Raw genomic sequence first — 23,531 nt, 5'->3', positions numbered from 1 at the left:
AAGCATGAGCAACGAAACCGTCGCCGCGTGGCATCCGCTCGGCGCGCTCGATGAATTCACGGAGGATGAGCCGGCCGCGCGCGTCGTCGGCAGCAGGCCGGTCGCGGTGTTCCGGATCGGCGACGACGTGTTCGCGCTGCACGACCTGTGCACGCACGGACACGCGCGGCTGTCCGAAGGCTTCATCGAGGACGGCTGCGTCGAATGCCCGCTGCATCAGGGGCTCTTCGACATCCGCACGGGCGCGCCGAAATGCGCGCCCGTGACGGAGCCCGTGCGCGCGTATCCGATCCGCATCGTCGACGGACAGGTCGAGATCCATGTCGACGACTGATCCGTATCTGATCGCGGGCGGCGGGCACGCGGCGCGCCGCGCGGCCGAGACGCTGCGCGAACGCGATCCGGCCGCGCGGATCGTGATGATCGGCGCGGAGCCCGAGCTGCCGTACGACCGGCCGGTGCTGTCGAAGGACGCGCTCGTCGACGACGAAGGCGAGCGCCGCGCGTTCGTGCGCGACGCCGCGTGGTATCGCGAGCGCGACATCGCGCTGCGGCTCGGCGTGCGCGTCGATGCGATCGAGCGCACCGAGCAGCGGGTGTGCCTGAGCGACGGCACGCGCGTCGGCTACGCGCGTCTGCTGATCGCGACCGGCTCGCGCGTGCGGCGCTTCGCCGGCCCGGTCGACGCGGACGTGCCGGTTCATTACGTGCGCACCGTTGCCGATGCCCGCGCATTGCACGCGGCGCTCGCGCCGGGCAAGCGCGTCGCGGTGCTGGGCGGCGGCTTCATCGGGCTGGAAGTCGCCGCGTCGGCGGTGCGGCTCGGCTGCCGCGCGACGCTCGTCGACCCCGCGCAACGCCTGCTTCAGCGCGGGATGCCGGAAATCATCGGCACGTTCGCGCTCGCGCTGCATACGCGGCGCGGCGTCGACGTGCGGCTCGCCGCGCTGCCCGAGCGGATTCGACGCGGCGTGGACGGCGCAGTCGTAGTAGAAACGAGCGCGGGCGACGTCGAAGCCGACGTCGTCGTGGCCGGCATCGGCGTCGTGCCGAACGTCGAGCTCGCGCAGGCGGCGGGCCTCGATGTCGACAACGGCGTATGCGTCGACGAGATGTGCCGCACCGCCGATCCGGCGATCTTCGCGGCGGGCGAGGTTACGCGGCATTTCAATCCGCTCGTCGGCCGCCGCGTGCGGATCGAATCGTGGCAGGTCGCGGAGAACCAGCCGGGCGTCGCGGCCGCGAACATGCTCGGCGGCTGCGAAACCTACGCGGAATGGCCGTGGCTGTGGTCCGATCAGTACGACTGCAATCTGCAGACGCTCGGCCTTTTCGGCGACGAGCAGACGCTCGTCGTGCGAGGGTCGCCGGACGACGGCGCGTTCTGCGTGTTCGCGCTGAATGCGCGCGGCGAGCTCGAAGCGGCGGCGGCCGTCAACGCGGGGCGAGAGATCGCCGCGTGCCGGCGGTTGATGACGGCGAACGTCGCGCTCGATCCCGTGCGTCTCGCGGACCCGTCCGTCGCGCTGCGATCGATGTTGCCGCGCGGCGCCTAGCATCCGGCGCGTGACATGTCGCTCCCGGATCGACGCCGGCACGCGCGCGCAAGCGGCCGACGCTTGCGCGCGCGCATTCGCATGCCGGATCGCTTGCGCGATCGCGCGCGACCGGTAAGAATCGCGAGTTGACGAACATCCGACAGACAGGCTCGCGAGCCGGGAGACTTTGATGGCCTACGATCAATCGAACATTTTTGCGAAGATCCTGCGCGGCGAAGTGCCGTGCATCCGCCTGTGCGAAACGGACACGACGCTCGCGTTCATGGACATCATGCCGCAATCGAAGGGCCATGCGCTCGTCGTGCCGAAGGAGGCGGCGGAGACGTTCTACGAGCTGTCCGAGGCCGCGGCGGCCGAATCGATGAAGATGGTGAAGCGCGTCGCGCTCGCATTGCGCCGGACGCTCGAGCCGGAAGGGCTCTTCATCGGCCAGTTCAACGGCGCGGCGGCGGGCCAGACGGTGCCGCACGTGCATTTCCACGTGATTCCGCGCTGGGCCGACGAGCCGCTGAAGATGCACGCGCGCGAGATGGCCGACGCGGCCGAGCTCGAGGCGCTGGCGCAGCGGGTTCGCGCGGCGCTGTAAACGCAACGCGTACCGCGGGCGCGGCGTGAAGCCGCGCCGCGCATCAAAGCTGATCGTCGATCGGCAACAACAGACACAGCCCCGCGAGCAGGTTGCGATAGAAGCCCGCGTGCGGATCGACGCCGTACGTGCGCACGCGGCCGTCGGCGACTTCGGTCCACACGAGCGGCCACGCGGCCGTGCTCGCGCCCGCCGTCTGCACCGCGCCGGGCGCGCCCGGCGTATCGGACGCGAGCGTCACGCGATAGCTGATGGTCGGCTTCGTCACCTCGTCGAACAGGTCGGCGACTTCTTTCGCGAGCCGCGGGCTGTGAATCACGAGCGCGAGCTCCGTGTTCAGGTGCGCGGAGCGCGGATCGAGGTTCAGCGAGCCGATCACGAGAATCTTCCGATCGATCACGTATGCCTTCGCATGCAGGCTCGCGCGCGAGCGCGAGCCGAGCATGCCGATGCGCGTGCGCCCCTGATCCGGCTTGTATTCGTACAGCTCGATGCCGTGTCGCAGCATCGGCACGCGATACGGCGCGTAGCCCGCTTGCACGGCGACCGCGTCGGTCGCGGCGAGCGAATTCGTCAGGATGGCGACGCGCACGCCGCGCGCGGTGAGCTGGCCGAGCGCCTTCACACCCGCCTTGTGCGGCACGAAATACGGCGACAGCACGAGGAATTCGCGCTGCGCGTCGCGCGTCAGCGCGATGAGCCGCTGCATCGGCGGGCTCTTGTAGCTGTCGTCGGGCGCGGCGATCTTGTCGGGCGAATCGGCCGTGAACTCCGCCGGCGCCCAGACGAGGCCGAGCTCGTCGCGGGCGATCTGCGCGGACAGCGGCGTCGCGTTCAGCGGCTTCGCGTTGTACGGCGTCGCGTTCGCGCGCCAGTGCGCACGCAGCGCCTCGCGCGCCGCATCCAGATCCGTCGCGTCGTAGCGCTGCCGGTTCAGCACTGGCAGCGGATACGTGAGCGCGCTCGACCAGTACGCGTCGAAGCTCGCGGAGACGTCGTGCGTGACGGGGCCCGCCGTGAGCACGTCGAGATCGCGGAATTGCAACGTCGGGCTCGCGTTGAAATACTCGTCGCCGAGATTGCGGCCGCCGACGATCGCGATCTGGTTGTCGACGATCATCGCCTTGTTGTGCATCCGGCGCGTGAAGTTGTCGATTTGCGTGAAGACGTCCGACGTGCGCGCGAACATCCCGCGGCGCGCCGCGCCGAACGGATTGAACACGCGCACCTCGAGGTTCGCGTGCGAGTCGAGCGCCGCCATCAGGCGATCGATGTCCTTGAAGTTCAGGTCGTCGACGAGCATCCGCACGCGCACGCCGCGGTCGGCCGCGTAGAGCGCCGCGCCGAGCAGCAGCTTGCCCGTCGTGTCCTCGGCGGCGATGTAGTACTGGATGTCGAGTGTCTTCGTCGCCGCGCGCGCGACCGCGATGCGCATCTGCAGCGCCTCGTCGCCGCGCGGCAGCACGAGAAAGCCGGACTCGCCCGGATGCGCGCGCTGCGGTGCGGCGAGCGCGTCGGCGAGCGGCGTCGACGTGTCGGGCGGCAGCGCGTGAGAGACCGTGCGGTCGAGCGTGGTGGCGGGCGGATGCGTCGCGCAGCCGGCAAGCGCGAGCCCAAGCCCGAGCGCTGCGCACACGACGAGCGCACGCGCCGCGGCCGCGACGACGCCGGTCGGGCGGCGCAGCGACGGACTGCGGCGGGCGGGACGGTCCGGCACGTGGGTGACTCCTTCGGGCATCGATCGGTCTGGATGGTCGTCGAATCGACGGCGCGGCAGGCCGGAGCACCGCGTTAAGGCATTCTAAGTGTCGCCGGCGACGCGGGTCAACCGAGCCGCGCGACGCGTCGGTGTACCATCTGACGAGTTCATTTTTCATGCTCGCGACGCCCGTCATGGTCAAACCGGCACCCGCACCGTCCGTCGAAGTCAGACGGCTTCTGGCCGCGCACGCGGCCGACTATCGCGCGATCCGCCTCGCTGCGCTGCGGGACGCGCCGGACGCGTTCGGCTCGACCTACGACGCCGAAGCCGCCCGCCCGCTGGTCGCGTTCGCCGAGCGGCTCGCCGGCGCGATCGTGTTCGGCGCGTACGTCGACGGCCGGATCGCCGGGATGGCCGGCTTTAAGCGGCTCGCCGGCGCGAAGGCGCGTCACAAGGGCTTCCTGTGGGGCATGTACGTCGCGCCGGATGCGCGTCGGCACGGCGTCGGCGCCGCGCTGCTCGACGCGGTGCTCGCGGCGGCGGCCGAAGCAGTCGAGCAGGTGACGCTCGCGGTCGTCGACGGCAACGGCGCGGCGCGCGCGTTCTACGAGCGGCACGGCTTCGTCGTATACGGCGTCGAGCCGCGCGCGCTGAAGGGGGCGAACGGCTACGCGGACGAACTGTTGATGGTGAAGCGCCTGCCGTCCGCGCCGCCGCGCGCCTGACGGGCGGAATCGATACGACCGGGTCACGATGCTCGACGACAAGGAACGGGAACTCCGAAACAGCAAGCGGCGCGCGCTCGCGCTGCTCTTCGGCGCGGCGGGCGTGTTCGTCGCGACGCTGTTCGCGCCGCGCGGCTTCTGGATCGACGGCGTCAAGGCGATCGCCGAGGCGTCGATGGTCGGCGCGCTCGCCGACTGGTTCGCGGTCGTCGCCTTGTTCCGGCGCGTGCCGATCCCGTTCGTGTCGCGGCACACGGAGATCATTCCGCAGAACAAGGAAAAGATTGCCGACAATCTGGCCGCATTCGTGCAGGAGAAGTTTCTCGATCCGGCGTCGATCGTCGCGCTGATCAAGCGGCACGACCCGGCCGCGCGGCTCGCGCAGTGGCTCGCGACGCCGCGCAATGCGGACGTGCTGGGCGGCTACGCGACGCGCCTCATCGCGTTCGGGCTCGACATGACCGACGACGCGCGGATCCAGTCGTTCGTGAAGGACGCGTTCCATGCGGCGCTCGACCGGGTCGACCTGTCGCAGTCGGCGGGCGCGATTCTCGACACGCTGACGAAGGACGGCCGCCATCAGGCGCTCCTCGACGACGGGATCGCGCAGATCGTCGCGTTCCTTCGCGATCCCGAGAATCGCGCGTCGATCGCGACGTACATCGTCGACTGGCTGAAATACGAATTCCCGAAGATGGAGAGGCTGCTGCCGATGAACTGGCTCGGCGAGCACGGCGCGGAGCTGGTCTCGAACGTCGTGACGCGCGTGCTCACGCAGATCGGCGAGGACCCTGAGCACCGGCTGCGGCGCAGCTTCGACGACGCGGCCGCGCGGCTCGTCGTGCGGCTGAAGAGCGACCCCGCGTTCATCGAGAAGGGCGAGGAGATCAAGCGCTATCTGCGCGACGGCGACGCGTTCAACCGGTACGTGAAGGACCTGTGGGACCAGCTGCGCGCGTGGCTGAAGGCCGATCTCGCGCGCGACGAGTCGGTCGTCCACCAGCGCGCGACGGCGCTCGGCAACTGGCTCGGCGAGCGCCTCGCACAGAGCCCGCAGTTGCGCGACTCGATGAACGAGCACGTCGAGCGCGCGGCGAGCGAGATGGCGCCCGAGTTCGCCGAGTTCCTGACGCGGCACATCAGCGATACCGTGAAGAACTGGGACGCGCGCGAGATGTCGCGGCAGATCGAGCTGAACATCGGCAAGGATCTGCAGTACATCCGGATCAACGGCACGCTGGTCGGCGGGCTGATCGGGCTCGGGCTGTACGCGGTGTCGAGCATCGCGCGGTGGGCGGGCGCGCTGCCGCATTGAGCGGCGCGCGGTCGTCGCCGCCTCGGCGTTCGATGCGTTGGACGTGTTCGCCGCGCCGAAGCATCGGCATCCTGAACGGATTTGACATTCGCATGCTCGACGCCGCACGCGTCGCCGTGCTGTAATCGCGCGACCGTCCATGCGTTCGTCCGGCCATTCAACCCTTGCGAAGAAGGCGCTTTCATGTCTCCGGTCTCGGCATTCAAGCTCGTCTTGCTGTCATTTCTCGCGATCATCGCGCTCGAGCTGCTCGCGAAGCGGCTCCGGCTGCCGCCCGCGGCCGCGCTGCTCGTCGGCGGCGCGGGCATCGCGTTCCTGCCCGGGCTGCCGCCCGTCAATCTCGATCCCGATCTCGTGCTGATCGTGTTCCTGCCGCCGCTCCTGATGGACGGCGCGTACTTCTCGGTATGGGAGGAGTTCAAGCGCAACGTCGGCGGCATCATGATGCTCGCGATCGGCGCGGTCGCGTTCACGACGCTCGTCGTCGGCGTCGCCGTGCATCTCGTCGCGCCTGGCCTGCCGTGGGCCGCGTGCTTCGCGCTCGGCGCGATCGTGTCGCCGCCCGATGCGGTCGCCGCGAAGGCCGTGCTCGAGCGCGTCGCGCTGCCGCGCCGGCTGATGGTGCTGCTCGAAGGCGAGAGCCTCCTGAACGACGCGGCGGGGCTCGTGCTGTTCCGCTTCGCGGTCGCCGCCGCGCTCACGGGCGCGTTCAGCGCGGGCGATGCGGTCGTGCGCTTCGCCGAGCTCGGCCTTGGCGGCGTCGCGGTCGGCTCCGCCGTCGGCTGGCTGATCGTGCGTTTCCTGATGCTCATCGAAGACGATTACCTCGTGATCACGACGGCCGTCATCGCCGCATGGATCAGCTATATCGCCGGCGAAATGGCCGAGGTGTCCGGCGTGATCGCGACCGTGACGACCGGGATGATGCTCGGCTGGCATCAGCACGAGGTGTTCTCCGCATCGGTGCGCAACCGCGGCACCGCCTTCTGGCAGGTGATCGTGTTCCTGCTCGAGGCGCTCGTGTTCGTGCTGATCGGCTTGTCGCTGCGCGGCGTGATCGTGCGGCTCGGCGGGCTCGGCGAGGTGTTCGCGACGATGACGCCCGCCGTGGTCGCGGTGCTCGTCGCCGTCGTCGTGTCCCGCTTCGTCTGGGTGTTCGCGGTCGAATTGCTGAAGGCGCCCGTCGCGCGCGTATTGCGGCGCGGTTTGCGCGCCGACTGGCGCTCGGCGACCGTGATGAGCTGGGCGGGGATGCGCGGCGTCGTGACGCTCGCGATCGCGCTGTCGCTGCCGGATGCGATGCCGGGCCGCGACCTGATTCTCGTCGCCGCGTTCGCGGTGATCCTCGTCACGGTGCTGTTGCAGGGCACGACGATCGGGCCGCTGATCCGGCTGCTGAAGCTGCGCGATCCGGGGCCCGCCGTGCATCATCTGACCGAGCCGCAGGCGTGGGCGCGCGTCGAGGCCGCGCAGCTCGCGGCGATCCAGCCGCTCGTGCGCGACGCCGACGGCAACGTGATCCATCCGCGGCTGCTCGAGCAATATACGTACCGCGCGAACGTGACTGCGCGCCATCAGAACGAGCCCGCGTTCCCGGCGAGCGAGCGCAACGCGCACTACGACGTCGTGCTCGCCGCGATCGCGGCCGGCCGCGTGGAGTTGCTGCGGCTGCATCGCGGCGGGCGGATTCACGACGAGATGCTGTACCTGCTCGAACGCGATCTCGATTTGCAGGAGATCGCGGCGCAGCACGCGAAGGGGTAGCGGCATACGCCGCCGGTCACGCCTTTCCTTTCCGACTGTCATCGTTTCGTCAACCGCGCTGCTCGAAGCGGCTTTTTCGGCGATCTTCTACAATCGAGAAGCGTTTCCACCGCCGGCGCGCCGTCATTCGCGCGCCGGCCGCCATTTCGGTGTCCGACCGAATGCCGCGGGCCGCGCCGCGCATCGCCGCGGTGGTTTCGCCCAGCTTGCTCGTGCTTTTGTCTGTCGAAGGAAACGGGTCGCGCGCGCCGTAGGCCGGCGTGCGCGTCGCTCAACGCCGCGCCGTCCGTAGGCCGGATGCGCGGCACCAACCGAGAGTCCCCCATGAAAGCATCGGATCTGTTCGTGAAGGCGCTGGAAGCAGAAGGCGTCCAGTATGTGTTCGGCATTCCCGGCGAGGAAAACCTCGATCTGCTCGAATCCCTGCGGCGGTCCCGCATCAAGCTGGTGTTGACCCGCCACGAGCAGGCGGCGGGTTTCATGGCGGCCACCTACGGGCGGCTGACCGGCAAGACGGGCGTGTGCCTGTCGACGCTCGGCCCGGGCGCGACGAATTTCGTGACGGCGGCCGCATACGCGCAGCTGGGCGGCATGCCGATGCTGATGATCACCGGGCAGAAGCCGATCAAGTCGAGCAAGCAGGGGCATTTCCAGATCGTCGACGTGGTCGGGATGATGCAGCCGCTGACGAAGCTCACGCGGCAGATCGTGTCGATCGGCAACATTCCGTCGGCGGTGCGCGAAGCGTTTCGGCGCGCGGAGGAAGAGCGTCCCGGCGCGACGCATCTCGAATTGCCCGAGGACATCGCGCACGAAGAGGGCGACGGCAAGCCGATCCCGGCGAGCTACAGCCGCCGGCCGATCGCCGAGGACAAGGCGGTCGCGCGCGCGGTCGACGCGATTCGGGCGGCGCGCCATCCGCTCCTGATGATCGGCGCGGGCGGCAATCGCAAGACGACCTGCAAGATGCTCAAGGAATTCGTCGACGCGACGGGCATCCCGTTCTTCACGACGCAGATGGGCAAGGGCGTGATCGACGAGACGCATCCGCTGTGGCTCGGCAACGCGACGCTGTCGGACGGCGACTTCGTCCACCGCGCGATCGAGCACGCGGACTGCATCATCAACGTCGGCCACGACGTGATCGAGAAGCCGCCGTTCTTCATGCGCGCCGACGACAAGACCGTGATCCACGTGAACTTTCTCGGCGCGCAGGTCGATCCCGTGTACTTTCCGCAGATCGAGGTCGTCGGCGACATCGCGAACGCGGTGTGGCAGATGAAAGCGAAGCTGGCGCAGCAGCCGTACTGGGATTTCTCGCGCTTCATGCTGATCAAGGCGCACTTCGAAGCACACCTGAAGAAGGGGCAGGACGATCCGCGCTTTCCGATGTATCCGGTGCGGATCGTCAACGATCTCTACCGGTCGCTGCCGAAAGACGGCATCGTCTGTCTCGACAACGGCATGTACAAGATCTGGTTCGCGCGCTACTGGCGCGCGCACGAGCCGAATTCGCTGCTGCTCGACAACGCGCTCGCGTCGATGGGCGCGGGCCTGCCGTCGGCGATCGCGACGAAGATCGTGCATCCGCAGCGCAAGGTGATCGCGGTGTGCGGCGACGGCGGCTTCATGATGAATTCCCAGGAACTCGAAACGGCGGTGCGGCTCAAGCTCGACCTCGTCGTGATGATCCTGCGCGACGACGCGTTCGGCATGATCCGCTGGAAGCAGGAGAACATGAACTTCCCGGATTACGCGATGACACTGTCGAACCCGGATTTCGTCGCGTATGCGCAGAGCTACGGTGCGCACGGGCACCGGATCGCATCGGCCGACGATCTCGAGCCGCTCGTGCGCGAGTGCTTCGCGTCGCCGGGCGTGCATCTGATCGACGTGCCGATCGATTACTCGGACAACGAGCGCGTGCTGAACCGTGAAATCAAGCGCCTGTCGGCGCAATTGTGACCGCAGTCGGCAACTCGGCACATCAACCGGACGGAGTCATTCGACATGCTGAAGGAAACCTATCCGTACTACCTCGCGAACGACGCGGTATACGCGAACACCGATCTCGACGTCACCGACAAATACAGCGGCAAGGTTGCGACGCGCGTTGCGCTCGCCGACGCGAAGGCGATCGACGCCGCGATCGCGGCGGCCGTCGACGCGCAGAAGCCGTTGCGCGAGCTGCCCGCGTTCAAGCGGCAGGCGATTCTCGAACACTGCGTCGCGCGCTTTCGCGAGCGTTTCGACGAGCTGGCCGAGGCGCTGTGCATCGAGGCGGGCAAGCCGATCAACGATTCGAAGGGCGAGGTGACGCGCCTCATCGACACGTTCCGCGTCGCGGCCGAGGAAGCGGTGCGCATCGAAGGCGGGATCATCAATCTCGAAATCTCGCCGCGCGCGCAGGGCTACAGCGGCTATTACAAGCGCGTGCCGATCGGGCCGTGCTCGTTCATCTCGCCGTTCAACTTTCCGCTGAACCTCGCCGCGCACAAGGTCGCGCCCGCGCTTGCCGCGGGCTGCCCGTTCGTGCTGAAGCCCGCGAGCCGCACGCCGATCGGCGCGCTGATCATCGGCGAGATCCTCGCGGAAACGGATTTGCCGAAGGGCGCGTTCTCGATCCTGCCCGCGCATCGTGACGGCGCCGATCTCTTCACGACCGACGAGCGCTTCAAGCTGCTGTCGTTCACGGGCTCGCCCGCGGTCGGCTGGGAGTTGAAGAAGAAGGCGGGCAAGAAGAAGGTCGTGCTCGAACTGGGCGGCAACGCGGCCGCGATCGTCGATGCCGATCAGCGCGAACGGCTCGACTACGTCGTCGACCGGCTCGCGTTCGGCGCGTACTACCAGTCCGGGCAGAGCTGCATCGGCGTGCAGCGGATCATCGTGCATGCTGACGTCTACGATGCGCTGCGCGAGAAGCTGATCGCGAAGACCCGCTCGCTGAAGATGGGCGATCCGAAGGATCCGGCAACGTTCGTCGGCCCGATGATCTCCGAATCGGAATCGCGGCGGCTCGCAGGCTGGATGGACGCGGCCGTCGCGGCGGGCGCGAAGATCGTCGCGGGCGGCAGCGTCGACGGCGCGATGTTCGAGGCGACGCTGCTCGAGCACGTCGGTCGCGGTCAGGATCTGTATCGCAAGGAGGCGTTCGGCCCCGTTGCGCTGCTCGAGAAGTTCTCGGATTTTGACGACGCGCTCGCGCGGGTGAACGACAGCGACTTCGGCTTGCAGGCGGGCGTGTTCACCGATTCGCTCGCGCATGCGCAGCGCGCGTGGGATGAGCTCGAAGTGGGCGGCGTCGTGATCAACGACGTGCCGTCGTTTCGCGTCGACAACATGCCGTACGGCGGCGTGAAGGACTCGGGGCTCGGCCGCGAAGGAATCCGCTACGCGATCGAGGACATGACCGAGCTGCGGCTGATGGTCGTGCGCAAGCGCTGAATGCGGCGCGAGGGCGGGCGGCCCGGCGATGCGTTCGTCGGCGGCGCTGCCCGCCGCAACCGCCCGCCCATCGCGGCCGCGGTTCCGCGCTACGTCGCCGCGAGCGCGTCGTCCTGCAGGCTGAGGCTCGTCGATTTCGCGATCACGCAGATGTCGCCCGCCGTGTTGCGCAACATGCCTTCGAGCCGAACCACGTCACCCTTCAGCTTCTCGCTCGGTTCGATCGCGACGATCCGCCACGCCATCGTCACCGTGTCGCCTGCCGCGACCGCCTTGCGGAACTTGAACTCGAATTCGAGTCCGAGCGCCGGTCGTCGCTCGCTGAGGAACGTCGCGACCATGCCCATCATCAACGCCGAATAGTGCGTACCGCTGACGATCAGTCCGCCGAACCGCGTCGGTTCGGCGAGCGCCTCGTCGTGATGCAGCGGATTCATGTCGCCGGCGAGCGTCGCAAATCGGCGAACGGAATCAATGTCGAACGTGACCATTTTTGAGATGGTTTCGCCAACGTGGTAACTCGGATTCATAGAGGCGTGGTGAGTAATTAGATAAGAAAGATATCGATTGCGTTTTAAACGGACATTACGCGAATATCGAGATAAGGACGCAATGCGGGAGATCGCCGCTATCTCGAAAAAACGAGAGGCGGCGCGCAATGATCGAGACGTCCGCGATTGCGCCGGGGACGCTCGATGCATGGCGGCGTCGCGTCGTCACGAGATGCTATCGTCCACCGACCGGACGGTCAATCGAGCGTGCTGTCCGGCTGTCCGGCTGCGCGGCACGCGCGTCATGCAGCCGACGTTCAATCGGTTCGACGGCCGGCGTGTGCCGCGCGCATGCGGCACGCGCCGGCCCGCAGCGCGTCGCGCGCCGTTTTCTGCCGAGCCGGGCACGTTCGGCGAACGTGCAGTGATCGTGTTCGGAGAAAACGTTTGCGTCCCGCCAATTCCCGGAACTGCCGGCGCATTTGATAAATCTCTCTGTTGCGGACAGATAACACACTGCACGGACGCAATTGCGCACGGCGCGTATCCGGCGCATTGTGATCGCAGTATCGACCGGATCGCGTCGACGCGCGTTTTTTACCTGTTCGATCGGAAATTCGATCGCAAAACGAAGTGAAATGCTCGCCGATTATCGAGCGAAATCAGCGAACACACTTAATTTCATTTAACATCGGCACTTTATATTCGTTTTAAGAAAGAATGAGGGCCCGTTTCATTGCCGTTCACGCGGAACGGCGGGCTCGCGCTCACGCGATCGCATGCCGAACCCGCCAGGCACGCGAGCGACGAACGGAGCTGGAACAGGCGACAAGGCAACGATTGCGTAGCGCTACGACATGATGAACAAAACGAATAGGGATAATGCTTCAGATTCGCTTGAATCAGGGATCTCGGTGCTGCTGGTCGACGACCAGGCGTTCGTCGGCGAAGTGATTCGCCGCTCGCTCGTCCCGGAGAGCGACATCGTGCTGCATACGTGCACCGACGCGCAGCGCGCACTCGCGATGGCGAGGGAAGTGAAGCCGACCGTGATCCTGCAGGATCTCGTGATGCCCGACATCGACGGCCTCGAGCTCGTGCGCGCGTGGCGTGCCGATGCGCAGACGGCGCGCGTGCCGATCATCGTGCTGTCGGCGAAAGAGGAGCCCGACGTCAAGCGCGCGGCGTTCGTCGCCGGCGCGAACGACTATCTCGTCAAGCTGCCCGACACGATCGAGCTGATCGCGCGCATCCGCTACCACTCGAACTCGTATCTGACGCTGCGGCAGCGCGACGAAGTGCTCGATTTCCTGTCGCACGACATGCGCACGCCGCAGACGTCGATCCTCGCGCTCCTCGACGTCTATCGCAACGAGCACGGCGCGATGCCGCCGATCCTCGAGCGGATCGAGACGCACGCGCGCCGCGCGCTCGCGCTCGCCGACGGCTTCATTCATCTGACGCGCGCGCAATCGGAGAAGCGGCCGAGCGAGACGGTGAGCCTGAACGAGGTCGTGCTCGATGCGGTCGACCAGATGTGGGAGAAGGCGGGCAGCGTCGGCAGCCGCGTACGCGCCGACGTGCCGCCGACAGAATGCCTGTGCATCGGCGACCGGATGATGCTGACGCGCGCGGTCGCGAATCTCGTCGACAACGCGCTGAAGTACGGCCCCGCGGGCTGCGAGGTGCGCTGCACGCTCGTCGAGGACGGCGACTGCTGGCTGATCGGCGTCGAGGACGAAGGCGCGGGCATCGCACCCGAGCAGCGCGCGGCGGCAACTGAATCGTTCGTGCGGCTCGTGCCCGCGGGCGGCGCGCAGCGCGGCGGCTTCGGGCTCGGGCTCGCGTTCGTGCGCGCGACGGCCGCGAAGCATCGCGGACAGATCCTGATGCGCTACACGCCGCGCGGCTTTCTCGTGGGACTTCGGATACCGAAGGATGCGAGCGCCGTGTGACGCATGCGCACGGCATGGCTCGTTCGCGCGCCCTGGCCTGTCCCCGTACACGGTGCTTCAAGTTACACTCGCGATGCCCGGGTTTCGCGTCGCGCCGGGATCGATGCGAGCCGCCCGGTGCGGCGCGCGACGCTTTTTTCACATGATTTTCCGCCAGCCGGATAGAACGACATGCCCACTGTGACGCCTCGCGCCAGCAACGAGACTTTTCGCAAACCCGCCGCCGGCAGCCGGCTCACGCTGGGCAACCGGATCCTGTTCAGCTTCGGCGTGCTGTTCGTGCTGATGCTGTTCATGGCGGCGCTGTCGTATCAGCGATTGCACGCGATCAACGAAGAAGCCGTCAGCATCGAGCGCGACTCTCTTCCTGGCGTTTATCTCGCGTCTTCATTGCGTGCGGCCGCGAACGAATCGTATATCACGCTGCAGCGCGCGGTGTTCGCCGACGCCGATGCCGAAGCGCTCCGGCGCGATCTCGCGAAAGTGCCCGGCATGCTCGAAGAGTTCGACAAGCTGTTGTCCGCGTATCAGGCGTCGACGTTCCGCAGCGACGACCAGCAGCGCTTCAATACGTTTCATGATTCGTACAACCGCTACCTGCCGCTGCTGAACGACACCGTGCAGAAGGCGCGCGGCACGAAGAGCGATGCGCTCGCCGCGTACGCGAAGATGACGCCCGCGTGGGAAGAAGTGATTCGAAATGCGAACATTCTCGTGCAGGAGAACCGGCGCTTCGCTGAGCAATCGGCGACGCTGATCCGCGAGTCGGTGCACGGCACCGAGATCACGCTCGCGGTCGCGCTGGGCGTCGTGCTCGTGTCCGCGCTCGTGCTCGGCTATTTCCTGTATCGCGCGGTGACGGTGCCGATGGCGCGGCTTATCGACGTGCACGACGTGATGCGCACCGGCAACCTGACGCAGCGCCTGAACCTCGGCCGCAACGACGAGTTCGGCACGCTCGAGAGCGGCTTCAACCGGATGGCCGACGAGCTGACCGCGCTTGTCGCGCAGGCGCAGCAGTCGTCGCTGCAGGTGACGACGTCGGTCGCCGAGATCGCGGCGACGTCGCGCGAGCAGCAGGCGACCGCGAACGAGACCGCGGCGACGACGACCGAGATCGGCGCGACGTCGCGCGAGATCTTCGCGACGTCGCGCGATCTGCTGCGCACGATGAACGAAGTGTCGTCGGTCGCCGAGCAGTCGGCGACGCTCGCGGGCGTCGGCCAGAGCGGCCTCACGCGGATGGGCGAGACGATGCGCAGCGTGATGGACGCGGCCGGCTCGGTGAACGCGAAGCTCGCGATCCTCAACGAGAAGGCGATCAACATCAACCAGGTCGTCGCCACCATCACGAAGGTCGCCGACCAGACCAACCTGCTGTCGCTGAACGCGGCGATCGAAGCGGAGAAGGCGGGCGAATACGGCCGCGGCTTCGCGGTCGTCGCGACCGAGATCCGCCGCCTCGCCGATCAGACGGCCGTCGCGACGTACGACATCGAGCAGACGGTGAAGGAGATCCAGTCGGCGGTGTCGGCGGGCGTGATGGGCATGGACAAGTTCTCCGAGGAGGTGCGGCGCGGGATGCGCGACGTGCAGCAGGTGGGCGGGCAACTGTCGCAGATCATCGCCGAAGTGCAGACGCTCGCGCCGCGCTTCCAGATGGTCAACGAAGGGATGCAGACGCAGGCGAGCGGCGCCGAGCAGATCACGCAGGCGCTGTCGCAACTGTCCGAGGCCGCGCAGCAGACGGCGGAATCGCTGCGGCAATCGTCGCAGGCGATCGACGATCTGACGCTCGTCGCGAATCAGTTGCGCACGGGCGTGTCGCGTTTCAAGGTCGACGCGTGATGCGCGCGTGACGCGGAAAGCGGAGCCGACATGCTGTTCCTGCTGTTCCACCTCGACGGTGAGCGCTATGCGCTCGATGCGGCGGAGATCGCCGAAGTGCTGCCGTTCGCCGCGACGAAGACGATTCCCGGCGCGCCCGCGTGGGCGGCCGGCATTCTGATGCAGCGCGGCGAGCCGGTGCCGGTGATCGACGTGCCGCGGCTCGCGCTCGGCCGTCGAGCGCAGCATCTGCGCTCGACGCGGCTCGTGCTCGTGCGCTACCGGCTGCCCGCGGCCCCCGAGCCGGCGTTCGCGCAGCCGCGCGTGCGTCTGCTCGGGCTCATCGTCGAACGCGCGACGCAGACGACGCGAATTCCGCGCGACGCGTTCCGCGACAGCGGGATTGCGACGCCGCACGCGCGCTGGCTCGGACCGATCGCGAGCGATGCGGACGGCGTCGTCCAGTGGGTCTCGGTCCAGCACATCGTCGATGGCGATGCGCGCGCGCTGCTGTTCGACTATGCGGCGTCGCTCGAGCCGGCCGGGCCGCTTGCGCCGCCGGCGGGAGACGGGCCGTGAACGTGTTCGACCCGCGCTTTCATGCATGGCTGTCGCGCGAGACCGGGATCGATCCGGCATCGCTCGGCAACGAATTCGTCGCGCGCGCGCTCGCCGAGCGGATCGCGGCAACCCAGCCGGGCGTCGACGGCGGCACGGACGCGCAGTCGGGCCGGCCCCATCAGCCCATCGCGGATGACGCGGTCGACGCTTACTGGCAGCGCCTGAACGCGTCGCCCGACGAGCGGCGCGCGCTGATCGAGCTGTTCGTCGTGCCGGAGACCTGGTTCTTCCGCGAGCGCGAGGCGTTCGGCGCGCTCGCGCGGCTCGGCGCCGAGCGGCGCTTCGCGGAGCCCGCGCGCGTGCTGCGAATCCTGAGCGCGCCGTGCTCGACGGGCGAGGAGCCGTATTCGGCGGCGATGGCGCTGCTCGACGCGGGCATCGATCCGGCGCGCTTCGAGATCGACGCGCTCGACATCAGCGGCCGCGCGATCGAGCACGCGGAGCGTGCGCGCTACGGACGCAACTCGTTTCGCGGCCACGCGCTTGAGTTTCGCGACCGGCATTTCAAGGCGGTGGCCGACGGCTGGGTGCTCGACGAGCGGGTGCGCGCGTGTGTGCGGTTCCGGCGGGCGAATCTGTTCGATCTGCTCGGCCGCCCCGGCGAACCGTACGACTTCGTGTTCTGTCGCAACGTGCTGATCTATTTCGATCGCGACGCGCAGGACCGCGTCGTGCGGATCGTCGAGGAGCAACTCGGCGAGCGCGGGATCGTGTTCGTCGGCCCGGCCGAGACGGGCGTCGTGATGCGGCAGGGGCTGACGTCGGCGCAGATTCCGCTGGCGTTCGCTTTTCACAAGGCGGCGGCCGATGCGACGGCGCGGCCCGGCGTGCCGGGCATCGGCGCGCCTGCGGCGGGCGGCGCGCGGCGCGGCGGACCGGCGGCGGTGACGGGCATCGCGGGCGCGGAGCGAACGCAGACGCTCGGCGGCACGTTGCGCGCGATCGCGCACGAATGGTTCGTCGATGCCGGCTGGCCGACGCCCGAGCCGATCGCGCGCGCGATCGACGGTGAGCCGGCCGCGTTCGAGCCGTCGACTGAATCGTTCACGTCCGCGCCGCGCGCCGCGCGTCCCGCATCCGAGCCGCTCGCGCGTGCGGGCGACTCCGGCTGGCCTGCGGCCCGCGCGTTCGCGCGCGCGCCGAGTGTTGCGGAGCTCGCCGGCGAATCGTTCGCGCCGGCTCGCGATGCCGGACGTCCCGCGAGCGCGCCGCCCGTGAACGCATTCGACACGGGCTGGACGGCCGCGGGCGCGTTCGCGCGCGCGCCCGACGCCGCGCAAGTGTCCGGCGATTCGTTCGCCCTGGCGATCGACGCCGCGCATCCCGCAGCCGCACCGCTCGCGCGCGGTGCGAGCGGTGCGCGTCCGGCGTCCGATTTGCTTTCCACGTCGGCGGCCGATGCCGGCTGGCCCGCCGCCGAGCCGATCGCACGCGACGTCGGCGCCGCGCCGCGCGCGTCCGCATCGCTCGCCCATACGTTCGATACGGGGTGGTCCGCGTCCGGGACCCTCGCGAGCGCGACGGGTGTCGCGCAACCGGTGTTCGTGCCGCATGTGTCCGGCGCGTCCCGCATCGTCGGCGGCGTGGCCGGGACGGACGCCGTGTCCCGCGCGAGCGCCGATCCGTACGCCGGCGTGCCGTCCGAAGCGTCGTTCGAAGCGCCGCTCGGCGCCGCCCGCCGCCTCGCCGACGCAGGCGCGTTCGACACCGCGCAGCAGGCGGTGCGCGCGTCGATCGACCTGTCCGGTCCGAGCGCCGACGCGTTCTATCTGCTCGGCCTGATCGCCGACGCGCAGGGCCGCGGCGACGAAGCGACGGACTGTTATCGGAAGGCGCTGTATCTCGAGCCGTCGCACTACGAAGCGCTGACGCATTTGGCGACTTTGCGCGATATCGCGGGCGATCGCGACGGCGCACAATGGCTGATGCAACGGGCCCGGCGTGCGGCCCAGTACGAATCGGCCTCGTCCGTGACCGACACGGACGACGGTGAACCAAGAGGAACCCATGGACCGCGACGCCGTTGAGCGACCACGGATCGCATTCGAGATCGACGCTTGCTGGAACCGCATCGGCACGCGCGGCGACCGTTCGTGCGAACGGCTCGAAGCCTGTCGCCGCTGCCTGAACTGCGCGGTGTTCGTGCAGCACGCGGCGCTGCTTCTCGACCGTCCGCTGACCGATGCGGATCTCGCCGACGCGGCGCGCCTCGCGGCCGAGCGCGCGCCGCGTTCGACCGCGGCCTTGGCGGCGGCGCGCGACGGCGCGGCCGAGACCGTCCATTCGGCGCTCGCGTTTCGCGTCGCCGACGAATGGCTCGCGCTGCCGATCGGCGTGCTGCGCGAGATCGCCGATACGCGGCCGATCCATGCGCTGCCGCATCGGCGCAATCGCGCGGTGCTCGGCATCGTCAACGTGCGCGGGATGCTGCGCGTCGCGGTGTCGCTCGCCGAGCTGCTGAGCCTCGATGCGCGGGCCGATCGCGCCGCGTCGCGCACACGCTTCACGCGGATGCTCGTCGTCGCGCATCGCGGCGATCCCGTCGTGTTCCCGGTCGATGAAGTCGAGGGCGTGCTGCGCTTCACGCCGTCCGAGTGGATGCCCGTGCCCGCGACCGTCGCGCGCACGGGCGGCGCGCATTCGCGCGGCGTGTTCGCTTGGCGCGGCAAGACGATCGGCCTGCTCGACGAGGACCGCCTGTTCGATTCGCTGACGCGGAGCCTGCGATGAGTCTCGACGACGATCTCGGCCGGGCGTCGCTGCTCGAGCTGTTCCGCGAAGAGACGCGGACGCAGACGCAGGCGCTGTCCGAGCGGCTGCTCGCGCTCGAGCGCGGCGCGCAGGACGCCGCGACGCTCGAGGCGTGCATGCGCGCCGCGCATTCGATGAAGGGGGCGGCGCGGATCGTCGGCGTGCCGCAGGGCGTCGACATCGCGGGGCGGATGGAGGATTGCTTCGTCGCCGCGCAGCACGGCCGGCGGCCGCTGACGCCGTGTCATGTCGATGCGCTGCTGACGGGCGTCGACTTGCTCGTGCGGGCCGGCGATCCGCGGACGGCGGCGTCCGTCACGCAGGGCGAGATCGACGCGTTCGCGACGGCGCTCGATGCGGCGGATGCGGGGGCAAGCGACGCAGGCGAGGCAGGCGAAGCGGGCGCGACAGGCACGAACGATGCGAGCCCTGCCCCCGGCGGCGTCTCGCGCAGCGCAGCCGATTCTCGCGCGATGACCGACAGCCCCGGCGCGACGCAAACACCACAACACGCGCCAGCGCCTGCGCTTCGCGGCGTGCCGCCCGCATTGAACTCGATGCAGCTTCGCACCGAGCTCGTACCGAATGCGCACGCGTCCGACGCGACGCGCGGCGCGATGCGGCGGGACACGCCGGCGACGACGCACGACGCGCCGGATCAGGCCGCCCGTTCGCCCGACGCCGAGCGCGCGTCGAGCCAGATGCGCCGCGTGCGCGCCGAAACGCTGAACCGCTTGTTGAGCCTGTCCGGCGAATCGCTCGTCGAATCGCGCTGGCTGAAGCCGTTTGCCGAGTCGATGCTGCGCGTGAAGCGCGCGCAGCGCGACGCGTCCCGCTCGCTCGACACGCTGGTCGAAGCGCTCGCCGACAATGCCGATCCGCGCGTGCGCGGCGCGCTTCACGACGTGCGGCAGATGTTCACCGACTTGCAGCGCACGTTCGCGACGCGGCTCGACGAGCTCGACCGCTTCGAGCGCCGCAGCTCGCACATCGCCGAGCAGCTCTACGACGAAGCGCTGCAATGCCGGATGCGTCCATTCGGCGACGCGACGCGTGCGTATCCGCGCGTCGTGCGCGATCTCGCGCGCTCGCTGGGTAAACGTGTGCGCTTCTCGATCGTCGGCGAAGCGACGCAGGTCGACCGCGACATCCTCGACATGCTCGACGCGCCGCTCGGCCATCTGCTGCGCAACGCGATCGATCACGGCGTCGAGCCGCCCGACGTGCGCGTCGCGCGGGGCAAGCCGGCGGAGGCGACCATCACGCTCGAAGCGCGGCACAGCGCCGGGTCGCTCCTCGTCAGCGTGAGCGACGACGGCCCCGGCGCCGATCTCGCCGCGGTGCGCGCGGCGATCGTCCGCCATGACCTGACCGACGAGGACACGGCGGCGCGCCTGTCCGACCAGGAGCTGCTCGAATTCCTGCTGCTGCCCGGCTTCTCGATGCGCGAGCAGGTGACCGACGTGTCCGGTCGCGGCGTCGGTCTCGACGCAGTGCAGGAGATGGTGAAGTCGGTGCGCGGCGCGGTGCGGATCTTCAACGAGCCGGGCCTCGGGATGCGCTTCGTGCTGCAACTGCCGCTCACGCTGTCGGTGATCCGCAGCCTGATCGTCGACGTCGGCGGCGAGCCGTACGCGTTTCCGCTCGTGCAGGTGCGCCGCACGCTCGAGCTCGACCGTACGGACATCGACGTGCTCGAGGGCCAGCAGCATTTTCCGCTCGACGACCGCCGCGTCGGCCTCGTCACCGCGCACCAGTTGCTCGACGCGGGCGAGCTCGACGAGAGCCGGCCGACGACGGCCGTCGTCGTCGTCGGTGGCGAGCCGGAGACATATGGCGTCGCGGTCGACCGCTTCCTCGGCGAGCGGATGCTCGTCGTGCAGCCGTTAGACGGACGACTCGACAAAATTCAGAACATTGCGGCGGGCGCTCTGCTGGAAAATGGCGATCCGGTGCTGATCGTCGACGTCGAGGATCTGATCCGCTCGATCGACAAGCTGATTCGCGGCGGCCAGCTCGCGAAGGTGCGGCGCGGCGATCGGGACGCGCTCGCGCAACGGAAGAAGCGCGTGCTCGTCGTCGACGATTCGCTGACCGTGCGCGAGCTCGAACGGAAATTGCTCGAGAAGCGCGGCTACGACGTGACGATCGCGATCGACGGGATGGACGGCTGGAACGCGATTCGCGGCGACAGCTTCGATCTCGTCGTCACCGACATCGACATGCCGCGGATGGACGGCATCGAGCTCGTCACGCTGATCAAGGGCGATCCGCTCTTGAAGTCGGTGCCCGTGATGATCGTGTCGTACAAGGATCGCGACGAGGACCGGCGGCGCGGGCTCGAAGCGGGCGCCGATTATTACCTGGCGAAGGGCGGCTTCCACGACGAGGCGTTGCTCGACGCCGTGCACGACCTGATTGGGGGCGCGTAAAGCCATGAACATCGGCATCGTCAACGACTTGCCGCTCGCCGTCGAGGCGCTGCGCCGCACGATCGCGCTGCGGCCCGAGCACCGCGTGCTGTGGGTCGCGACGGACGGCGAGCAGGCCGTCGACTTCTGCGTCGCGCAGCCGCCGGACCTCGTCCTGATGGACCTCGTGATGCCGCGAATCGACGGCGTGACGGCGACGCGCAGCATCATGGCGCGCTCGCCGTGCGCGATTCTCGTCGTCACCGCGAACGTCGGCGCGAACGCATCGTACGTATACGAGGCGATGGGCGCGGGCGCGCTCGACGCGGTCGATACGCCGACGCTCGAGCAGGGCAGCAGCGCCGATCCGTCGCAGCCGCTCCTCGCGAAGATCGACCAGATCGGCCGGCTGCTCGCCACGCGCACGCCTTCTTCCGCGCCCGTCGCGGCGCCCGCGCCGCAGGGCGTGCTGCCGCCGCTCGTCGCGATCGGCGCGTCGGCGGGCGGGCCCACCGCGTTGACGGCGCTGCTGCGGCGGCTGCCTGAGGATTTCCCGGCGGCGATCGTGATCGTTCAGCACGTCGACCAGGCGTTCGCGATCGGGATGGCGCAGTGGCTCGACGGCTACACGCCATTGCCGGTGCGCATCGCGCGGCAGGGCAGCGTGCCGCAGCTCGGCGAGGTGCTGCTCGCGGCGACGAACGATCACCTGCATCTGACGTCGCGCGGGCTGCTCGGCTATACGCGGCGTCCCGAAGAGACGCCTTACCGGCCGTCGGTCGACGTGTTCTTTCACAGCATCGTCGATCACTGGAAGGGCGAAGCGATCGGCGTGCTGCTGACGGGCATGGGGCGCGACGGCGCGCTCGGCCTGAAGGCGATGCGCGCGAAGGGCCATTACACGATCGCGCAGGACGAGGCGACGAGCGCCGTCTACGGGATGCCGAAGGCGGCCGCCGCGATCGGCGCGGCGAGCGCGGTGCTGCCGCTCGACCAGATCGCCGATCATCTGATCTCGCTCGTCCAGCGCAACAAGCATCGCTGGCGCTGAGCGCGCGCCGGGCGCGCGCCGGGCGCGCTCGCGTTCGGGTTCGGGTTCGATATTGGCGTCTGTGTCCGTGTCGGCTTCGGCTTCGGCTTCGACTTCGACTTCGGCTTCGACTTCGACTTCGGCTTCGGCTTCGGCTTCGGCTTCGGCTTCGACTTCGACTTCGCCTTCGGCTTCGGCTTCGGCTTCGACTTCGGCTTCGGCTTCGACTTCGACTTCGGCTTCGGCTTCGGCTTCGGCTTCGGCTTCGACTTCGACTTCGGCTTCGGCTTCGGCTTCGGCTTCGGCTTCGGTTTCGACTTCGGCTTCGACTTCGGCTTCGACTTCGGCCTCGATCCCGCCCGCGCGGATGCGCGCACGCGATCGCCGATAATGTCGGACAGCAGATGTGCGATCTTCCAGACGTGCAGGAGCGGCGGTCCGCGTTCGGCGGCCGTACGGGGCGGTCCTGCGTTCGACGATCCCGCCTGCGTCGTCGGCCGGCGGTCCGTTCGCAGCGGTACGCTGCCGACTGCGTGCGCATGGCCGACGAACACGGCTCGACTCGCCCGAACGGGGCCGCAGCATCCTGAAACGTCATCCCACGACTCAGGAGAGCATCATGCAAGCGCTTGGCGTGAAGGCATTGGTTTTCGACGTGTTCGGCACCGTGGTCGATTGGCGCTCCGGCGTCATTCGCGACGCGCGGCTTTTTCTGGCGAAGCACGGCCGCGCGGGAGCCGACCCGGCCGCGTTCGCGGATGCGTGGCGCAAGCGCTATTCGCCCGCGATGGAGGCAGTGCGGAGCGGCCGCCGGCCGTTCACGCGGCTCGATGTGCTGCATCGTGAGAATCTCGAAGCGATCCTGCCGGCGTTCGGCATCGATCCCGCGAGCGTGTCCGAAGCCGATCTGCACGCACTGAATCTCGCCTGGCACCGGCTCGATCCGTGGCCCGATTCGGTCGCGGGGCTCGCGCGGCTGAAGGCGCATTACATCATCGCGCCGCTGTCGAACGGCAACGTGATCCTGATGATCGACATGGCGAAGCGCGCCGGACTGCCGTGGGACGCGATCCTCGGCGCGGAAGTCGCGCAGGCGTACAAGCCGACGCCCGAAGCGTATCTGCGCACGGCCGACATCCTCGCGCTGCGGCCCGAGCAGGTGTGCCTCGTCGCCGCGCACAACGGCGATCTCGCGGCCGCGCGGGGCTGCGGCTATCGGACCGCGTTCGTCGCGCGCCCGCGCGAGCACGGTTCCGCGCAGACGACCGACTTGCGCGCGGAACAGGATTGGGACATCGTCGCGGCGGATTTCGTCGAGCTGGCGGAGCGGTTCGGCGCGTGACGAACGAT

The 23,531-nt window shown here is 68.7% G+C and carries 20 protein-coding genes; 17 read left to right on the top strand and 3 right to left on the bottom strand.

The genetic code is table 11. The annotated features are described in order from the left end of the window. The first annotated feature begins 4 nt into the window (after positions 1–4). From andAb to WS62_RS01200, 3 genes are all read left to right on the top strand, one after another. Positions 5–334 (top strand): anthranilate 1,2-dioxygenase ferredoxin subunit AndAb, encoded by a 330-nt coding sequence (gene andAb, locus WS62_RS01210; RefSeq protein ID WP_066566620.1) that lies wholly within the window; start codon positions 5–7, stop codon positions 332–334. After that, positions 321–1,556, top strand: coding sequence for an anthranilate 1,2-dioxygenase system ferredoxin--NAD(+) reductase (andAa, locus tag WS62_RS01205; RefSeq protein WP_066566617.1), 1,236 nt, complete (start codon positions 321–323; stop codon positions 1,554–1,556). The genes andAb and andAa overlap by 14 nt, the downstream gene beginning before the upstream one ends. Before the next feature lie 172 nt (positions 1,557–1,728). Next, positions 1,729–2,145 (top strand): HIT family protein, encoded by a 417-nt coding sequence (locus WS62_RS01200; protein WP_066494271.1) that lies wholly within the window; start codon positions 1,729–1,731, stop codon positions 2,143–2,145. A gap of 43 nt (positions 2,146–2,188) precedes the next feature. On the opposite strand, the gene WS62_RS01195 is transcribed toward WS62_RS01200, so the two are convergent. Beyond that, complete coding sequence (locus tag WS62_RS01195; protein ID WP_066566615.1) at positions 2,189–3,862, bottom strand: phospholipase D family protein; 1,674 nt, start codon at positions 3,860–3,862, stop codon at positions 2,189–2,191. Between the two features lie 176 nt (positions 3,863–4,038). Between WS62_RS01195 and WS62_RS01190 the strand changes: the two genes are divergently transcribed. The 5 genes from WS62_RS01190 to WS62_RS01170 all read left to right on the top strand — a co-directional run bounded on the left by WS62_RS01190 (position 4,039) and on the right by WS62_RS01170 (position 11,095). Further along, entirely contained in the window at positions 4,039–4,572 is a 534-nt protein-coding gene (locus WS62_RS01190; protein WP_066566972.1) for a GNAT family N-acetyltransferase, read from the top strand. 28 nt (positions 4,573–4,600) lie between these two features. Further along, positions 4,601–5,887, top strand: coding sequence for a DUF445 domain-containing protein (locus WS62_RS01185; RefSeq protein WP_066566613.1), 1,287 nt, complete (start codon positions 4,601–4,603; stop codon positions 5,885–5,887). A 183-nt stretch (positions 5,888–6,070) separates the two neighbouring features. Next, positions 6,071–7,651, top strand: coding sequence for a Na+/H+ antiporter (locus WS62_RS01180; RefSeq protein ID WP_066566611.1), 1,581 nt, complete (start codon positions 6,071–6,073; stop codon positions 7,649–7,651). 324 nt (positions 7,652–7,975) lie between these two features. Further along, on the top strand, positions 7,976–9,616 hold the full coding sequence (locus WS62_RS01175) for an acetolactate synthase large subunit (RefSeq protein ID WP_066566609.1): 1,641 nt from the start codon (positions 7,976–7,978) through the stop codon (positions 9,614–9,616). 45 nt (positions 9,617–9,661) lie between these two features. Beyond that, on the top strand, positions 9,662–11,095 hold the full coding sequence (locus WS62_RS01170) for an aldehyde dehydrogenase family protein (protein WP_066566605.1): 1,434 nt from the start codon (positions 9,662–9,664) through the stop codon (positions 11,093–11,095). 89 nt (positions 11,096–11,184) lie between these two features. Here the strand turns inward: WS62_RS01170 and WS62_RS01165 are convergent, their stop codons facing one another. Next, complete coding sequence (locus tag WS62_RS01165) at positions 11,185–11,532, bottom strand: MaoC family dehydratase (protein ID WP_231748165.1); 348 nt, start codon at positions 11,530–11,532, stop codon at positions 11,185–11,187. A 175-nt stretch (positions 11,533–11,707) separates the two neighbouring features. Here WS62_RS01165 and WS62_RS37200 point away from each other — a divergent pair, with 175 nt between their 5' ends. The 8 genes from WS62_RS37200 (at position 11,708) to WS62_RS01125 (ending at position 22,202) form a co-directional block, all read left to right on the top strand. Then, entirely contained in the window at positions 11,708–12,223 is a 516-nt protein-coding gene (locus WS62_RS37200; RefSeq protein ID WP_197422740.1) for a hypothetical protein, read from the top strand. 220 nt (positions 12,224–12,443) lie between these two features. Continuing rightward, positions 12,444–13,541 (top strand): hybrid sensor histidine kinase/response regulator, encoded by a 1,098-nt coding sequence (locus WS62_RS01155; RefSeq protein WP_066566599.1) that lies wholly within the window; start codon positions 12,444–12,446, stop codon positions 13,539–13,541. A 171-nt stretch (positions 13,542–13,712) separates the two neighbouring features. Continuing rightward, the gene (locus WS62_RS01150) at positions 13,713–15,389 is read left to right on the top strand and encodes a methyl-accepting chemotaxis protein (RefSeq protein ID WP_066566597.1); all 1,677 of its coding nucleotides are present in this window, start codon (positions 13,713–13,715) and stop codon (positions 15,387–15,389) included. Between the two features lie 30 nt (positions 15,390–15,419). Further along, positions 15,420–15,947 (top strand): chemotaxis protein CheW, encoded by a 528-nt coding sequence (locus tag WS62_RS01145; RefSeq protein ID WP_066566594.1) that lies wholly within the window; start codon positions 15,420–15,422, stop codon positions 15,945–15,947. Next, entirely contained in the window at positions 15,944–18,016 is a 2,073-nt protein-coding gene (locus WS62_RS01140; protein WP_066566592.1) for a CheR family methyltransferase, read from the top strand. Before WS62_RS01145 ends, WS62_RS01140 begins: the two co-directional genes overlap by 4 nt. After that, positions 17,997–18,719 carry a chemotaxis protein CheW gene (locus WS62_RS01135; RefSeq protein WP_066566590.1) on the top strand — a complete coding sequence of 241 codons (723 nt, stop codon included), beginning with the start codon at positions 17,997–17,999 and terminating at the stop codon, positions 18,717–18,719. Before WS62_RS01140 ends, WS62_RS01135 begins: the two co-directional genes overlap by 20 nt. After that, positions 18,716–21,172 (top strand): hybrid sensor histidine kinase/response regulator, encoded by a 2,457-nt coding sequence (locus WS62_RS01130; RefSeq protein WP_066566587.1) that lies wholly within the window; start codon positions 18,716–18,718, stop codon positions 21,170–21,172. Before WS62_RS01135 ends, WS62_RS01130 begins: the two co-directional genes overlap by 4 nt. A gap of 4 nt (positions 21,173–21,176) precedes the next feature. Further along, entirely contained in the window at positions 21,177–22,202 is a 1,026-nt protein-coding gene (locus WS62_RS01125; RefSeq protein WP_066566585.1) for a chemotaxis response regulator protein-glutamate methylesterase, read from the top strand. Here the strand turns inward: WS62_RS01125 and WS62_RS35770 are convergent. After that, positions 22,157–22,735 (bottom strand): hypothetical protein, encoded by a 579-nt coding sequence (locus tag WS62_RS35770; RefSeq protein WP_066566582.1) that lies wholly within the window; start codon positions 22,733–22,735, stop codon positions 22,157–22,159. The genes WS62_RS01125 and WS62_RS35770 overlap by 46 nt on opposite strands. 65 nt (positions 22,736–22,800) lie before the next feature. Here WS62_RS35770 and WS62_RS01115 point away from each other — a divergent pair, with 65 nt between their 5' ends. Then, positions 22,801–23,523 carry a haloacid dehalogenase type II gene (locus tag WS62_RS01115; RefSeq protein WP_066566580.1) on the top strand — a complete coding sequence of 241 codons (723 nt, stop codon included), beginning with the start codon at positions 22,801–22,803 and terminating at the stop codon, positions 23,521–23,523. Positions 23,524–23,531 lie beyond the last annotated feature (8 nt).

It is taken from the genome of Burkholderia sp. ABCPW 14 (genome assembly GCF_001523835.1).
In the GTDB taxonomy this organism is placed as follows: domain Bacteria; phylum Pseudomonadota; class Gammaproteobacteria; order Burkholderiales; family Burkholderiaceae; genus Burkholderia; species Burkholderia mayonis.
Note: the sequence above shows the minus strand (reverse complement) of the source record. Positions and strands in the feature narration are given on the sequence as shown.